Genomic DNA, 16,885 nt, shown 5'->3' on the forward strand with positions numbered 1-16,885 from the left:
CGCTGATGTATGCCTGCAAGTTAAGGTTACAGTACTGTTACTCAGTATAGGCCAGTGGTTTATATAGCGATATTGTGGAAAACCACATTATAAATATGGTTTTAGTTTATAATGTGGGTGTTGGTGGTCTGAGGGGAAGTGAGTTTTATGTACAAAGGGTCTAAAAACTGGACGGTCTTTGCCGTTTTTTCAAAACTTACCTCGTTTATTTTTGTAGCATGGTTCACATGGTCAGTTATGCCTAAGGCACAGGCCGAGACTTATTATTTGGGGGTATTGGCACCGCAAGGTGAGATAGCAGCGCAGAACCGCTGGCAGCCATGGCTCGATCAGCTGAATGCTCAGTTGTTAGACGGCACAGTGGTGTTGGTTCCATTGGCGCTTGAAAACTGGCAGCAGCAAATTGACGCTCAGCAGTTTGCTTTAGTGCTAGGCCCGCAAGTACAGTTTATAAAAATGAGTACCACCAGGTGGCGTTGGTTGGCAACTTTACAAACAATGACAAGCTCTTCTGAACCAACGCTGTCGGCTAAGAATAAGGCAGATGGTTTTAGTGTCGGGTTTGGTGCTAAAGAGTCCCCATCCCATCGCTCTTCAACCGTTCAGCTTGCCAATCAGTTTAATGAAATACCTGAATCAATGGAGCAGCAGGCGCCGAGCGCGATGGAAGAGGTTGCCAGTGCTTTATGGGTCTCTGCTGATAGTGGCATTTATCGTTTGCAAGATTTGCAGCGTCGTACAGTTGCTGGGGTCGATATTGATGCCTTTGGTGGGTATTTGTTGGTTACACATTTGTTGCAGCAAAACGGTATCGCGCCAAATAACTATCAAATGCAGTTCATGGGTTATCCGATTGAGCGAACTTTACATGCTTTGGCCAGTGGCAAAGCAGATGCCGCTATCGCACCCCTGTGTCTCATGGAGGAGATGGATCGGGAAGGTAAAATCAATAAACAACAATATCGCTTGCTGCATCCTGTTGAGACCAACTCAAACTGCCAATCTTCAACGTCGATATATCCAAATTGGACGTTGGCAGCGACTGAGCAAGCCCCCGATGCCTTGGTACGGCAAGTCAACCAGCATGTGTTTTCTTTGGAGCAAATGATTAATCCAGAGGAGGGTCTACGTTGGTTACCTCCAGAGTCAAGTATGGATGCTGAGCGTGTGCTCTATGATATGAACAGCCATCCAGCACAGAAACCGTTGAGTACGCATCTGATTGATTGGGTACAAGCCCATCGTTTATCGGTCGGGATATTTGTTTTTATCATTCTGATATCGACAGTTAACTACGGTTGGATGAGCTGGCTAGCATGGCGACGGCGTCGAAAAATCCTACAGCAAAACCGACTCATTCGTGACTATGATCAGCAGTTACGGCAATCTGAACGTTTTGCTGTCGTCGGCGAGATGAGTGGCGCTATTGCTCATGAAATCAATCAGCCCTTGGCGACCATACAAAACTATGCACAAGGCCTATTGATACGCAGCGAATCATCGATACCGAGTGAACAGTCGACTGCTGGTAAGCAACGTGAGCAGCATCACCTCGAAACTCAAAATAACAAAATGACAGTCAATGCCTTACGTCAAATTGTACATGAGACCGAGCGAGTGGCGGCAGTAGTGAGCAATATTCGCCGCTGGGCTGGGCGCTCACAAGTCAACCAATCCAACGAGGTCAGTGTGGATATAATGGCGACCTACCGACAATGTGTTTTGTTACTGGGTGAAAAGGCTGCAAATATTACCTTTTGGCTGGCAAGTGAGTATCAAGACGTCACTTTGCCATATTTACTATTAGATCAGTTGCTCATGAATTGTATGACCAATGCTGCTCAGCAAGGCGCTATGAATATTGTGTTACATGTCCAAGCAGAAAGACATCATGATAAAGAATGGTTGGTGCTGCGTATCAGTGATGATGCAGGTGGTTTTGAGGCAGAGCAGTTGTCTCAGCACCATCAGCAGAACAATGTGTCCAGTCATTATGCGACCCGGTCGACCAAAGCAGATGGTCTTGGGTTAGGACTTATGATCTGTCAGCGACTGTGCAAGTCGGTAGATGCTAGGATGCAGCTAAATAACGTCCAAGCTGAATCAGTTTTTGATAAGGTCCGTGTGTTAAAAAGTGACCAGAAATATCGTCAGTATAGCCGCTTTAAGCGCATACCAAACGGTAAGACTCAGGAGTTGCCAGTCCATGCCAGTTATCAGGGGGCAAATGAGCAGGGCGCGCAAGTCTCTTTTTATTTGCCATTAATTTCAGCCACTAGGAATGATACTCAATAAAGTCAGACACTATACGCTATTGGCATCCCATTTGGATGACTATCGATTGAATTGAAGACACACCCTAATATAAATTTAAAAGGTTAAACATGACTTCTTATCACATTAAAAATGAGCAGGAATGCAGGCAAGACAGCTCTGAACAATCAGCTAAGGATAGGAAAACGATGATGATGCGAGAAGCATTGGTCATACATATCATTGACGATGAAGAAAGCGTATGTATTTCTTGTGAGTTTCTGCTTGATAGCTTGGGACTGTCCACGCAAGTATGGTCGAATGCCACAGAGTTTCTGCGACAAGTTGATATTCGTAGTCCGGCCATCATCATCAGTGATTTAATGATGCCAGAGATGAGTGGTCAAGCATTACAACAGCATCTTAATAAATATGACAGTCCCATGGCGCTTATAGTACTGACAGGAAATGGTGAGATTGGTGATGCCGTCAGTATGCTGAAACAAGGCGCCGCTGACTATTTAGAAAAGCCAATAAGTAGTCAGCGTTTGCAAGAAGCTTTAGTGCGTGCACAAAGACTAACTCTCGATCGCGTCCAGCTTTGTACCATTAAAGCGCTGTATGCCCAGCTGACTGATAAAGAAAAACAAGTAGCTGATGAATTGCTGCAAGGTAAGATCAATAAAGTAATCGCTGACCATCTGGATGTCTCTGTACGCACCATAGAAGTACATCGCTCGCAAGTCATGAAGAAGATGCAAGCCCAGCATGTGAGTGAGTTAATTCAAAAACTGGTTATGCTAGGTATTTAATATTTAACTTAAAATCAGGCTATCATCTTCAACTTTTTCGCCACGTGTTTGCTCAAACATGTCTAGCAAGTCATGCACAGTCATACCTTTGCGAGCATCTCCAGATACATCTAAGACCACTTGACCTTGGTGCAGCATAACGGTGCGTGTACCATGTGCCAGTGCTTGTTGCATAGAGTGGGTAACCATCATAGTGGTTAATTTATTATCCGTGACAATCTTATCGGTCAATTCTAAGACAAAAGCAGCTGTTTTAGGATCAAGAGCCGCAGTATGCTCATCAAGTAGCAAGATTTTAGAGGGCTGCAATGATGCCATCAGCAGACTGACCGCTTGACGTTGACCGCCAGAGAGCAAACCCATACGATCGGTCAGACGATTTTCTAAACCTAGTTTTAAAACTGATAGCTTTTCTCGGAACAAATCGCGGTTATTCTGATTTAAAGCAACTTTTAAACCGCGATTGCCACCCCGTTTGTAGGCCAGTGCCATATTTTCTTCGATCGTTAGCGCTTCACAAGTTCCCGCCATTGGGTCCTGAAAAACACGAGCAACCCAATGCGCGCGTTGATGGGCAGACTTTTTGGTCACATCAATGCCATTTAGCAGGATTGAGCCACTATCGACACGCGTTGTACCGCTTACCGCGTTCAAAAAAGTAGATTTACCTGCACCATTGGTACCAATGACAGTGACAAATTCACCATCAGCAATGTTTAAACTGATACCACGGAGGGCAGGGTTTTCGATCGGCGTGCCTGGGTTAAAGGTCAACCGTAAATCGGTGGCTTGCATCATAATCGTTATTCCTTATTGTCTCTTCAAGCGTCGCAAGTGTTATAAATACCTGCTTTGACTGTCATTAGGCGCGAACTCTGCGTGATAAAAACTTGGTTTTCGCTTTTGGCAATACCAAGGCTAGTACCACGAGCAATGCGGTAATCAAGTTCAAATCCTGCGGACCAAAGCCAATACTACGTAGCGTATCGCTTGATAGTGCGACCTGAATGAACAGCTTGTATAATACCGCGCCGATAACAACGGCAAAGGTAATCAGCCAAATACGCTTGGCAGGAATGATCGTCTCACCGATGATGACCGCTGCCAGACCAATAACAATCGTACCGATACCAATCGAGATATCTGCGCCACCCTGAGTCTGGACAAACAACGCACCTGCTAGGGCAATCAAACCGTTAGAAATCGCCATGCCGACAATGGTCATCCATGAAGTGTTAATACCCTGCGCTTGCGCCATTCTCAGGTTTGAGCCAGTAGCCCGCATCGACAGGCCTGTTTCGGTGCTATAAAACCAGTTCAGAAATAACATGGCAGCCACCACAACGACACCAATAATGAGGCAGCGCATCCAATAACCATTACCATCAGTCACCAAGGTGCTAAACACTGTGGTTTCACCAAGAAGGGGTAGGTTTGGTGCGCCCATGATGCGTAGGTTGACAGAATATAAGGCAACCATAACCAAGATACTGGCAAGCAGTTGCAAAATGCCAAGTTTGACATGCAACCACGCAGTGACGATACCAGCGACTGAACCTGCTAGCATACCAAAAGCACAGGCCAACCATGGGTTGATACCAGCGATGATAGAAATACCAGCGACTGCGCCACCTAACGGAAAACTACCGTCAGCGGTCAAATCAGGAAAGTCGAGCGTACGAAATGAGATAAGCACACCGAGTGCTACTAGGCCATAAATCAGACCACTTTCAAGCGCACCAAAAAAAGCAATTAAAGACATAAGAGATCAGTAAGTCATAACCAAGTGTCTAGCGTATGGTACCAAGATAAGTAAATGGCAATGGCCAAAATCATCCTACCTGCTAAACAGCTAAGCGGTGAATTTAACAGATTAAGCAATCTGCAGTTAGGGTAAACCAAAACATGTCACGATTAACAACGATCATAAGCTACCTTGGTTTGAAGCGATGGTTCAGGATATTGCAATGTAATCAATAAACTGATCCTCTACTCAACAAGTATCAGATAAATAGCGAGACAAATACAGCACTATTAAACACGCTTGCAAAAAAAGACTCTGTTTAGACAAGAAGCCCAGCCTAATGACTCATAGCTGGGTTTCTTATTCAATCATTGGCAGTATATTTTAGGGCATACAACATATTATTGCTTAGTGTCGCTATCCTATTTATACATGCTTCTTTAAGCCAAATACAAAGGTGCGTTATTCTATCACTTCTTTTGCATTATCGATAACCGCTTGAGGCAAAGTGATACCTTCTTCTTTAGCGTGCTTTGGACTAACGTATAAATCAAGCGCTTGTGGCGTATAAACAGGGATAGCGCCTGCTTCTTCACCGTTCAAGATACGTACAACAATTTTACCAGTTTCACGGCCAAGCTCGTAGTAATTCACGCCTAGAGCAGCAACGGCACCGCGCTCAACTGAGCTAGTATCTGAAGCAATAAGAGGGATCTTACTTTGTTTGGCGATTTGATAGAGTGATTCGTACGCTGATACTACGTTGTTGTCGGTTGAGGTGTAGATCATATCAACCTTGCCTTCGAGACTACGGGCTGCCATTGCGATGTCATTACTACGCTGTGCAGGCGCTTCGAGTACATTAACCCCTAGTGGCGTTAGCTTCTCTTTTAGATTTTTTAGGATAATCGTTGAATTGACTTCGCCTGGGCTATAGACATAACCGACGTTCTTTAATGATGGAATAATTTGACGCATCAAATCAATTTGTGGTTCGTACGGTAGGGCATCCGATGCGCCTGTGACGTTGGTACCAGAGCCATCTAGTTTAGGTACCAGTTTTGCGGCTACTGGGTCAGTAACTGCTGAGAATACCAATGGAATGCTGCTAGTAGAAGCGGCAACAGACTGAGCAGATGGTGTTGCAATAGCAACGATAACATCTGGCGCATCAGCGACAAATTGCTTGGCAATCTGACCGGCGGTAGCGGTGTTTCCTTGCGCGCTTTGGAAATTAACGGTGAGGTTTTCACCGTCTTTGAATCCTGCTTCGTTTAACTCGTCGATGACACCTTTACGTACATCATCAAGCGCTGGATGTTCGACGATAGCGGTAATGGCAACGGCCTTCATAGCTGTCGCTGCATCACCAGTAGCAGCATCCGTGGTGCCATCATCTTGTGCTGATTGGTTACAACCAGTCAAGATAGCAGTACATACACCGCCTAATAATAAAGCTTTACCAAAATTAAAACGACCAAAACGATTTTGAGACAACATGGGTCTTACTCCTAAAATAATAGTGTGTCCATACACTATATAAATAATTGACGAGCTAAGAGATAATTTACTATTTTTTATTTGGTTTCAGCATCAATATCAACGTTGATGGCATTGTTTAGTAACTCTGCTGGCAAGCTGACACCTTGCGTTTGAGCATGCTTAGGACTGACATATAAGGTCAGATCATTCATGACTTCAGGTTTGATGGTATTGACCGCTTCACCATTCAACACGCGATATACCATCTTGCCCGTGGTGCGACCAAAATCATAGTCATTGACGCCAAGGGCTGCAGTTGCGCCGCGTTTTACACTAAATTCATCAGACGCGATAATCGGTAACTTTAGCTCATTCGCCGCTTGGGTCATGGCCTCAAAGGCAGATGCGACATTGTTGTCAAATGAGGTATAGATAATATCAGCACGTCCTTGCAAACTGCGTGTTGCCATACCAATATCCGTTGGACGGTTGGCAGGAATGTCTAGTAGTGACAGACCTCGTGCTGGCAGAGCTTGTTTTAGGTTATCACGCAATGATACTGAGTTTGCCTCACCTGGGCTATAGACATAACCGATAGTTTTTAGGTCAGGTTTTATTTGTTGCAACAAATCCAACTGCGGCTCTAATGGTAGTTGGCTTGATAGTCCAGTTAAGTTGCTTTGGAAAGGCTCACCATCTGCTGTGATGAGCTTGGCACCTAGCGGATCTGACACAGCGGTGTAAATAATAGGGATAGTCGTTGTCGCGGCTACCACGGACTGCGCAGAAGGCGTCGATATTGCTACGATTGCGTCAGGACTGTCTCCTGCAAATTGCTTGGCAATCTGTCCTGCAGTTGCTGTATTGCCTTGTGCACTTTGGAAATTAACCGTTAGGTTTTGCCCTTCGACATAGCCATTATCTGCCAACTCATCAATAATCCCGCGGCGCATATCATCTAGTGATGGATGCTCAACAATTTGAGTAATGGCGATTGATTTGGCAGGTTTGTCTGTAGTCGTGCTATTTTCAGCAGTCGCTGCGGTCTCGGTAGAGGAGTTGGAGCAGCCGATTAGTCCAAGTGTACTAATGGCACTAAGAGCAACGCCATATAGGCTTAAGCGTAGAGTAGAAGCGATAGTCATTATTAGGTTAACTCATAGGTTATATCAATCGTAAAAACCAAGCAATTACAGCCCAATTTACTAGCTTATATGGTAGTAATTTTCTCATCTGTCTGGTGTACTTTGGTTTTTTGCCATGATATTGAAGAATGCAGATTAGCCAAGTCAATGCTACGTTGATGCTGAGATAGCAGGCTAACAATTAAATAAAGTAATCGTTCCATCGATTATTATGTTCATATTATGACAGTAATGTACGTTATCGCAATAAAAAATTGATTTGTGGCAGTCATGGTGATGGAAAGTTAAATATACATCACTTCTTTTTATCTTACTAAGAGATGTAATGAAGTAAAGCTCTTGTGTGGATCCAAATATAGATAATGCCATTAGGGTGCTTTTGTTTGCTGAAACCCTATGCAAAAGGCTTACCTCCTAGCAACGCATCTATTACGTACTCACTTCATAATTAACGTAACCTAATTCTCATATGAGAAGCATAATGGGTCTAAGATTAATCCAGTCGTTAAGCGGACATTGTGCTGACATAGTGGATATGAAATAGACGCTATTATTTATCTAAATTTCTCGGATGACCATTTTAAGGATAATATTATGAACGCTGCTAATCTTAAATTATTAACCATCGTTGGTATCACTGCTACTTCTTTGATTGGATTGCCTGCTATGGCAAAAAATGGTCATGGAAACGGACATGGTAATAGCAAAGGTAACTCTGCCCATATCAGTAAAAACTATAAGCATAATGGCAATGCCCACCCAAGTATTAACGCCTATCGTAATGCTAGTCCAAACGCCTCATTTAAGCGTGATCTTGATAAGTATGGTTATAGAGTGGTCGGCAAGATTGATAGAAGAGATTATGATCGCTCTGTCGTTTTAGACCGTTATGATGACCGTTACGTTCGTATTCGTACGCCAGAAAATAACATTGTGACAGTGATCAATGATACGTTGCAGATTATCGATATTTTGAGTAGATAAGTATAAGGCTTGGTTTTTAGTCATTTGACAAATCACCATAAAAAAAGATGCCACTTAGGGCATCTTTTTTATTTTTTAAACTTAAAAATAACCGTTAAGCCAGTACATCACCAACAACACAAGCATCTGGTAAGGTAACGACGGTTAGGCCCGTCTTTGGCTCACCAGTTGACAATACCATGCCCTCTGATACACCAAATTTCATCTTACGCGGGGCAAGATTTGTCACACAAACAACCTTTTTATCGACTAATTGCTCAGGCTCATAGAACTTACGAATACCGCTAAACACGTTGCGTGGTTTGTCTTCACCAACATCTAACGTGAACTGTAGTAGCTTATCAGCACCTTCTACATGGTTACACTCTAAGACGTGTGCTACTTTCATCTCAACTTTGGAAAAGTCTTCGATACCAATGTAGTCAGTTTGCTCAGTATCAACGTCTGTTGTTTGTGCTTTGTCTTTTGCGGCAGGCTTGCTACTATCATTCGTGGCAGTAGCGTCTGTTTGTGCCAGAGAGGCTTTTGAATTTTCTACCATCGCTTCAATGTCTTTCGCTTCGATACGCTGCATCAATGGTTTAAACTTATTAATTTTGTGTCCAAGTAACCACTCATTACGACTGGCGAAGCTGAGGTCATCAAGATTCAAGAACTCTTTGGCATTGGCAGTCAGTTCAGGTAGTACTGGCGCGAGATAAGCCATCAATTGACGGAAAATATTGATAGCGACCGAGCAAACGTCTTGAACTTCTTGCTCTGTGCCCTCGATCTTAGCAAGCGACCACGGTTTTTTCTCATCAATATATTCATTGGCTTTATCTGCACATTGCATGATTAAGCGCATGGCACGAGAGAATTCGCGGTTTTCATAGGCAGCAGCAATCTCATCACCAGTTTTGGTAATGTCTTCTAATAACGCTGACTCGACGCAAACTTCTGACAGCATACCGTCGTACTTCTTCACCAAGAACCCAGCACTACGACTGGCGATATTGACGACTTTACCAACCAAGTCAGAATTGACCTTTTGCATAAAATCATTCAGATCGAAATTAATATCTTCAACTTTGTCAGACAGCTTACTGGCGAAGTAATAGCGCAGGTATTCTGGGTGCAAATGTTCTGCATAAGTTTTGGCATTGATAAAGGTGCCACGTGACTTACTCATTTTTTCGCCATTGACCATCAAGAAACCATGGGCAAAAACACCAGTTGGCGTGCGTAACTCACTACCAGCTAGCATCGCAGGCCAAAACAAGGCATGGAAATAAACGATGTCTTTACCGATAAAGTGATAGACCTCAGTTTTTTGCTCGTTTTCTTGTGCCCAGTAACGGTCAAAATCAAGCGCTTGGTCTGTACCTGAACGCTTATCACATAGATTTTTAAAGCTTGCCATGTAACCAACAGGTGCATCTAGCCACACATAAAAATATTTATCTGGCTCGTCGCTTGGGGTATCTGGAATTTGGAAGCCAAAGTAAGGTGCATCGCGCGAGATATCCCAGCTGGCTAGTCCGGAATCGAACCATTCTTGCAGCTTATTAGCCACTGACGTTTGTAAACGATTGTCACTGCGTGTCCACTCTTTCAGGAACTGCTCAAACTCTGGTAGATCAAAGAAATAGTGTTTGGACGTTTTGAGTATAGGGGTTGCGCCTGAAATAGTTGAGCGTGGATTTTTTAACTCTACGGCATTATAAGTCGTGCTGCAAACCTCACAGTTATCGCCATATTGATCTGCCGCACCACATTCTGGGCACTCTCCCTTGACAAAGCGATCGGCTAGGAAAAGTTGCTTTTCAGGATCAAATAATTGCTCGACATCTTTTGTACTGATATGACCAGCACTATTAAGGCGACGATAAATCAGTTCAGAGAAATGCTTGTTTTCTTCTGAGTGAGTGGTGTAATAATTATCATAATCAATGAGGAATTTTGAGAAGTCTGCTTCGTGTGAGGCTTTGACTGCTGCAATTTGTTCTTCTGGCGTCACGCCATTGTCCTCTGCTTTGAGCATAATGCCAGTGCCATGAGCGTCATCTGCGCAGACATAAGTAACTTTATGGCTTTGTGCTTTCATCGCACGCACCCAAATGTCAGTTTGAATATGCTCTAAAAGATGCCCCAAATGGATGTCACCATTGGCGTAGGGTAAGGCACTGGTTACTAGAATCTCACGCACTTTTATCACCTATATTTTTATATAAACGGGTTGGTTATCGCACATCTTAAGCAGTTCATCGCTCGTCGATGCGACATCGTTAATGCTAAAAACTTCTAAAAATAATGAAAATTTAAAAAGTGCGCCTATGATACCGTAATTCAGATAAATTTGTGATATTCCTTAGTAATTACTTCTCATTCGTCAGACATTTATTAACCATAAATAATAGGTTTGCATTAAATTTGGTAGTTATAAAATGGTTGTCAACTAGCCATAAAAAACCCACTAAGCAGTATACCAAGTGGGTTTTTAGTTCTGGATTATTCGCCTAGATATCAGTAGTTAGTCCAGTAGTTAATAACAACGACTAACCAAGCTACTTTAGAATGAACCAAACATCGTACCTAAGACAATGACAGTAACCACAGCGACCAATGGAATGACCATTGTAACCATCGCCAAGTTCAAATAAGACTGTTTGTGGGTCAGACCACAAATCGCTAGCAATGTGATAACAGCGCCACTGTGCGGAAGCGTATCAAGACCACCTGCTGCCATGACGGCTACGCGGTGCATAAGCTCAGGGTCGATACCAGAATTGACCGCCATTCTTAGATAGTCTTCACCCAATGTTGACAGCGCAATACTCAAACCACCAGATGATGAACCTGTGATACCAGCCAGCGTAGTCATAGCGACTGCTTCTGAGATCAGAGGGTTGTCAGGATTTAGATTCAGGATACTATCACGAATGAGCAAAAAACCAGCTAATGACGCGATAACGGCACCGTAACCAACTTCTGATGCAGTATTAAAAATCGGCAACATAGAGTCATAAGTACCACGGTTGATAGTTTTTTGTAGATTACTCCAATGTCCGATACGGAGCAGAATTAACACCACACAAGCCACGACCAATGAGATGATAATTGACCATAATCCGAGTGAGCCTGCGATATTTAATTCAGGAAATTGCGTCTGTAAACTACTAAAGTCCATCGATGGAAAAATAATATATGTCAATATAGCGTTTAGACCGATGACCAATACTAAAGGAATCATAGCAATGGTAAACGAAGTCTGGTGAGTGTTTAATACTTCAGCTTCTTTTGCCGACGCGCCCACGCCGCCTACATCTTCATCATCATGCTGACCATAACCTTCGCCCGCTGCATTGGCTTTTCTAGCACGTGACTGTAACCACATCCAACCGCCAATAAACATAACCGTACCACCGATAATACCTAAAATAGGAGCGGCAAATACATTGGTGTTGTAATAAGGGATTGGAATGGCATTCTGAATAGCTGGCGTGCCTGGTAGGGCAGTCATCGTAAAGGTAAATGACCCTAGAGCAATCGCTGCTGGAATCAAACGTTTTGGAATATCGGCGGCTTTAAATAAGTCTTTGGCGATTGGATAGATAGCAAAAGCCACAACGAACAATGATACGCCACCATAGGTCAAAATAGCACAGACCAAAATCACAGCAAGGATAGCTTTGCTGGCACCGAGCTTTTCGACGACTGTATTGGCAATGGCGGTTGCAGCGCCAGAGTCTGCCATTAAGCGTCCAAATAGCGCACCTAACAAGAATATCGGGAAGAATTTGAGTAAGAATCCGCTTAATGCACCCATAAATACATCGGTATAAGCGGGGATGGTGCTTAAAAAGTCACCTGATAGCAAGACAGCTAACGTTGCCATAATCGGTGCTAAGATCAGCACAGAATAGCCACGATAAGCAAAGAACATGAGTAATAATAAAGTAATAACAATAGCAAGCGTGCTAAACATAATGGCCCTCCTTGGCAAAAATCAGGCAGCGAGTATGCCGTGCTTATTGGTATGGGTCAATAAAATTAATCAAAACAAGCTTACACCGTCGATTTTATCAAACATAAATCTAGACTGATGTGCTGCTAATCATTAATATTTCACCGATCTATATCCTGCAAAGCGTTGACTCACAAGCGCTGGTAGTTATTTTCTAGTCGCTATGGAAATAATATGTTAAGTTAGCACAAGTATCTCGCGCATGATATAGCGAGATAAAATGTATTGTTATGGATACTGATGTAAAATATAATTTTACCATTTACTAGACGTAGTGATCATCATCGCTCTCAAGTCTGATAATTGTTCAAAAAAGTTCTAATAATAACTCTTAAAACCAAACATCAAATTTACAAGGAATGTGAATATGTTTAGTGCCATCACTAATATGAGCGTGCAGTTAGTCAATCGCTACCTACCATCCCCATTCGTATTTTCGATTGTTTTGACCCTTATCGCGTTTGCTGTAGGACTGGCTACTACAGGCCAGGACATGATTGCGATGGCGGGGCATTGGGGTAACGGTCTGTGGTCACTGCATAGCTTTGCCATGCAAATGGCACTGGTCCTAGTTACTGGCTACGCATTTGCTAGTGCACCGTTCATTCAACGTTTACTAGACAGTCTTGCCAGTAGAGTGCATTCTCCTACGACCGCCATTATGGTCTCAACCTTAGTTGGGCTGGTTGGTTCATGGATAAACTGGGGCTTTGGTCTAATTATCGGAGCAATCTTTGCAAAAGCACTGGCAAGAAAAGTAGCCAATGTCGATTATCCTTTACTCGTCGCTGCTGCGTATTCAGGCTTTGTGATTTGGCATGGTGGTTTTTCAGGTTCGATACCACTAACGCTCAGCTCTGGCGGTGATACGTTAATGACGTTGTCAGGTAACACCATGACGGAAGCGGTACCTTTATCGCAGACCGTATTTGCAGGATACAACATGCTGCTAGTAGGTTTACTCATAGTTATTCTGCCACTCGTAAACCGCTTTATGCATCCAAAGAATCCTACCGTTATTGATCCTAAATTGATCAAAAAAGAAGTTTATATCGCACCCCAGAGAGACACGCCTGCACAAAAATTAGATGATAGTCGTATTATCGCTGTCATCTTATTGGCCTTGGCGCTGATGTACTATATCAGCGAGTTTGGTAGCAACGGTTTTAATCTGGGACTAAATATCGTCATTGGGCTGTTCTTATTCATAGGTTTGCTGTCACATGGCACGTTAGAGCGTTACTATCGTGCCGTACACTCAGGAATTGGTGGCATTACAGGTATCGTGCTATTGTTTCCGTTCTACGGTGGCATCATGGGCATTATGACGGGTGCAAATGTGGATGGGGTCTCTATCAGTACGCAAGTGACCGAGTTTTTCGTTAACTCTGCCTCTGCAGACAGCTTTCCAATTTTTGCATTTTTAAGTGCTGGCTTGGTCAATGTCTTTGTACCGTCCGGCGGTGGACAGTTTGCAGTTCAAGGCCCAGTGATGATTCCTGCTGGCATTGAATTGGGTGTTAATCCAGCCATTACTGCGATGGCAATTGCGTGGGGTGATGCATGGACCAACATGATTCAGCCGTTCTGGGCTCTGCCATTGTTGGGTATTGCAGGTTTAGATGCGCGTGCGATTATGGGTTATTGCCTAATAGTACTGGCAGTATCTGGCGCCATTATCATGGGTATGTTTTGGTTAGTAGTATAAGGTTCAACAGAAAGACTAGCGTGGTTTATTTGCGCTTCTAGTTCTTAGTTTTTATAACAATCAACAATCAACAATCAACAATCAAACGGACAATTGAGACACTTAATTCAGCATTAGGTTATGCACGGATTAAAAATATAAATATAGTCATAGGAGACAAGCATGAGTCAATCAAAAGTATATAACAGTGCCGAAGAAGCGCTAAAAGGTATCGTCAGTGATGGGCAGACGCTCGCGATCGGTGGCTTTGGTCTATGCGGTATTCCAGAAGCATTAATTGAAGCGCTGCGCGATAGTAAAGTCAAAGAGTTGACTTGTATCAGTAACAACGCTGGTGTTGATGACTTTGGTCTTGGGCTATTATTGCAAACTAGACAAATCAAAAAAATGATTTCATCCTATGTGGGTGAAAATAAAGAGTTTGAGCGTCAGTACTTGGCAGGCGAGTTAGAAGTTGAGTTGACGCCGCAAGGGACATTGGCTGAAAAGCTACGCTCAGGCGGTGCTGGTATCCCTGCGTTTTATACTGCAACAGGCGTAGGTACGTTGGTCGCTGAAGGCAAAGAGACTCGTGACTTTGATGGTCGTACTTACGTACTAGAGCATTCATTACGCGCGGATGTCGCCCTAATCAAGGCGCAAAAGGCCGACAAGGCGGGTAACTTAATGTTCAATAAAACCGCTCGCAACTTTAACCCAGACTGCGCGATGGCGGGAAAAACCACTATCGTTGAAGTAGAAGAAATCGTTGAGACGGGTACATTTGATCCAGATGAAGTGCATCTACCGGGTATCTTTGTTCAGCGTATTGTACTGAATGCTAGCCCTGAAAAACGTATCGAAAAAACCACGACTAAAGCGGTAGAAGGCGCGTAAATAAAAACGTGATCGAAGCTTAATTGTATGTGGAATTAATCGTTAATTTTAGATTGATAGTAGTTTAGACAGCTAATTGATTAGATAACTGGCTGTCTAGATGAATAAAATAGAATATCGCAAAAAATAAGGAAATCAGCATGGCATGGACAAGAGAGCAAATGGCGCAACGCGCTGCAAAAGAGCTACAAGATGGCTACTATGTGAACCTAGGCATCGGTCTTCCAACGTTGGTCGCCAACTACATTCCTGAAGGCGTAGACGTATGGTTACAATCAGAGAATGGCTTGCTAGGTATTGGTGAGTTCCCTACAACAGAAAATGTCGATGCAGACTTGATCAATGCAGGCAAGCAGACAGTAACTGCAGAAGCAGGAGCCAGTTATTTTAGTAGTTCAGAGTCTTTCTCGATGATTCGCGGTGGTCATGTCAATTTGGCCATATTGGGCGCAATGGAAGTCTCAGAAAAAGGTGATTTGGCCAACTGGATGATTCCTAAAAAAATGGTCAAAGGCATGGGCGGTGCGATGGATTTGGTCGCAGGTGTGCAGCGTGTGATTGTATTGATGGAGCAGGTCAACAAACACGGTGACCCAAAAATTCTAGCCAACTGTGAATTACCGCTGACAGGTAAAGGTGTGGTCGATCGTATTATCACTGAGCTTGCCGTATTAGACGTGACTGATGACGGTCTGAAGCTGGTTGAACTAGCAGATGGTATTAGCTTTGACGAGTTACAAGAAAAAACGCCAGTAAGTATTATTCAGTAAACTTTGTACAGTAAAGTGAGAGTCTTAAGATTAGTATGATCTATCTCGCAAATAAATACGCCACTATGACTATAGTGGCGTATTTATTCAGTTCAATTTTTATAAAAACCAATAATATTTTAGACCATGATAAGGAATATGTATGGCGACTCAATTAGAACAAGACTTAACAAGCAAAGTAGCGTTGGTCACTGGCTCTGCAAGCGGTATCGGACGTGACATCGCTGAAACGTATGCAAAAGCAGGCGCAGCAGTTGGTATTGCTGATATTGACCTCGAAGCAGCACAAAAAACTGTCGATGCTATTGAAGCTGCTGGTGGACGTGCTTTAGCGATTGCTATGGATGTTACCTCAGAAGATGCGGTAAACGATGGTGTACAACAGCTAGTCGATACCTTTGGTAGTATTGATATTTTGGTATCTAATGCTGGCATTCAGATCATTGATCCTATCGATAAAATGGCGTTTAGCGATTGGAAAAAAATGCTCAACATCCACTTGGATGGTGCTTTTTTGACCACCAAAGCAGCGATTAAGCATATGTATAAAGACGATAAGGGCGGCACAGTCATTTATATGGGATCTGCTCACTCGCATGAGGCTTCATTATACAAATCCCCTTATGTGACTGCCAAGCACGGACTGCTAGGTTTGTGTCGTGTATTGGCTAAAGAAGGTGCAGAACATAAGGTACGTTCGCATGTGATTTGTCCAGGGTTTGTCAAAACGCCATTGGTAGAAAAACAAATCCCAGAACAGGCGGCTGAAAAAGGCATCAGTGAAGAGTCCGTGGTCAACGACATTATGTTGGTGAATACGGTCGATAAAGAGTTTACGACAGTGGAAGACATTGCACAATTAGCGCTATTTTTAGCGGCCTTTCCGACCAATGTATTTACTGGCCAATCTATCGTTGCCAGTCATGGCTGGTTTATGAATTAATATATGTACAACTTGCACAAACCACAACGTCAGACCTACTGGCGTTGTGGTTTTTTTATGCGTCCAATTCAGCTACACTGTTACGATAGAAGGTTTGGCTAATATACTCATTCACACTATCGATTGCGACATACGCATTGATACAGTTTGAGTGATCTACCA

13 protein-coding genes are annotated in these 16,885 nt (G+C 43.3%); 7 read left to right on the forward strand and 6 right to left on the reverse strand.

The window, feature by feature from the left end; all coding sequences use genetic code 11:
- The first annotated feature begins 147 nt into the window (after positions 1 to 147).
- Both ACT3QR_RS00960 and ACT3QR_RS00965 read left to right on the forward strand, forming a co-directional pair.
- Complete coding sequence (locus ACT3QR_RS00960; RefSeq protein ID WP_444519529.1) at positions 148 to 2,295, forward strand: PhnD/SsuA/transferrin family substrate-binding protein; 2,148 nt, start codon at positions 148 to 150, stop codon at positions 2,293 to 2,295.
- Positions 2,296 to 2,384: 89 nt separating this feature from the next.
- Entirely contained in the window at positions 2,385 to 3,065 is a 681-nt protein-coding gene (locus tag ACT3QR_RS00965; RefSeq protein WP_444519530.1) for a response regulator transcription factor, read from the forward strand.
- A gap of 3 nt (positions 3,066 to 3,068) precedes the next feature.
- Here ACT3QR_RS00965 and ACT3QR_RS00970 read toward each other — a convergent pair whose 3' ends face one another.
- The 4 genes from ACT3QR_RS00970 to ACT3QR_RS00985 all read right to left on the reverse strand — a co-directional run bounded on the left by ACT3QR_RS00970 (position 3,069) and on the right by ACT3QR_RS00985 (position 7,436).
- Positions 3,069 to 3,863: an ABC transporter ATP-binding protein gene (locus ACT3QR_RS00970; RefSeq protein WP_444519531.1), complete on the reverse strand. Its 795-nt coding sequence runs from the start codon at positions 3,861 to 3,863 to the stop codon at positions 3,069 to 3,071.
- A 64-nt stretch (positions 3,864 to 3,927) separates the two neighbouring features.
- Positions 3,928 to 4,827 carry an ABC transporter permease gene (locus ACT3QR_RS00975; RefSeq protein WP_444519532.1) on the reverse strand — a complete coding sequence of 300 codons (900 nt, stop codon included), beginning with the start codon at positions 4,825 to 4,827 and terminating at the stop codon, positions 3,928 to 3,930.
- Between the two features lie 444 nt (positions 4,828 to 5,271).
- A complete protein-coding gene (locus ACT3QR_RS00980; protein WP_444519533.1) occupies positions 5,272 to 6,309 on the reverse strand; it encodes an ABC transporter substrate-binding protein in 1,038 nt (345 codons plus the stop codon).
- Between the two features lie 77 nt (positions 6,310 to 6,386).
- Positions 6,387 to 7,436, reverse strand: coding sequence for an ABC transporter substrate-binding protein (locus tag ACT3QR_RS00985; protein ID WP_444519534.1), 1,050 nt, complete (start codon positions 7,434 to 7,436; stop codon positions 6,387 to 6,389).
- Positions 7,437 to 8,030: 594 nt separating this feature from the next.
- Between ACT3QR_RS00985 and ACT3QR_RS00990 the strand changes: the two genes are divergently transcribed.
- A complete protein-coding gene (locus ACT3QR_RS00990; protein ID WP_444519535.1) occupies positions 8,031 to 8,420 on the forward strand; it encodes a hypothetical protein in 390 nt (129 codons plus the stop codon).
- A 94-nt stretch (positions 8,421 to 8,514) separates the two neighbouring features.
- On the opposite strand, the gene metG is transcribed toward ACT3QR_RS00990, so the two are convergent.
- Positions 8,515 to 10,608, reverse strand: a complete 2,094-nt coding sequence (gene metG, locus ACT3QR_RS00995) for a methionine--tRNA ligase (protein WP_444519536.1) — start codon at positions 10,606 to 10,608, stop codon at positions 8,515 to 8,517.
- 363 nt (positions 10,609 to 10,971) lie between these two features.
- A complete protein-coding gene (locus ACT3QR_RS01000) occupies positions 10,972 to 12,387 on the reverse strand; it encodes a GntP family permease (protein WP_444519537.1) in 1,416 nt (471 codons plus the stop codon).
- A 406-nt stretch (positions 12,388 to 12,793) separates the two neighbouring features.
- Here ACT3QR_RS01000 and ACT3QR_RS01005 point away from each other — a divergent pair, with 406 nt between their 5' ends.
- The 4 genes from ACT3QR_RS01005 to ACT3QR_RS01020 all read left to right on the forward strand — a co-directional run bounded on the left by ACT3QR_RS01005 (position 12,794) and on the right by ACT3QR_RS01020 (position 16,723).
- Positions 12,794 to 14,134 carry a short-chain fatty acid transporter gene (locus tag ACT3QR_RS01005; RefSeq protein ID WP_444519538.1) on the forward strand — a complete coding sequence of 447 codons (1,341 nt, stop codon included), beginning with the start codon at positions 12,794 to 12,796 and terminating at the stop codon, positions 14,132 to 14,134.
- Between the two features lie 162 nt (positions 14,135 to 14,296).
- Positions 14,297 to 15,010, forward strand: coding sequence for a CoA transferase subunit A (locus ACT3QR_RS01010; RefSeq protein WP_444519539.1), 714 nt, complete (start codon positions 14,297 to 14,299; stop codon positions 15,008 to 15,010).
- A gap of 140 nt (positions 15,011 to 15,150) precedes the next feature.
- A complete protein-coding gene (locus ACT3QR_RS01015) occupies positions 15,151 to 15,780 on the forward strand; it encodes a 3-oxoacid CoA-transferase subunit B (RefSeq protein ID WP_444519540.1) in 630 nt (209 codons plus the stop codon).
- Between the two features lie 142 nt (positions 15,781 to 15,922).
- Positions 15,923 to 16,723 carry a 3-hydroxybutyrate dehydrogenase gene (locus tag ACT3QR_RS01020; protein ID WP_444519541.1) on the forward strand — a complete coding sequence of 267 codons (801 nt, stop codon included), beginning with the start codon at positions 15,923 to 15,925 and terminating at the stop codon, positions 16,721 to 16,723.
- The last annotated feature ends 162 nt before the right edge of the window (positions 16,724 to 16,885 follow it).

Origin of the sequence: Psychrobacter sp. AOP7-B1-25 (assembly GCF_052376195.1) — a bacterium.
Taxonomy (GTDB): Bacteria; Pseudomonadota; Gammaproteobacteria; order Pseudomonadales; family Moraxellaceae; genus Psychrobacter.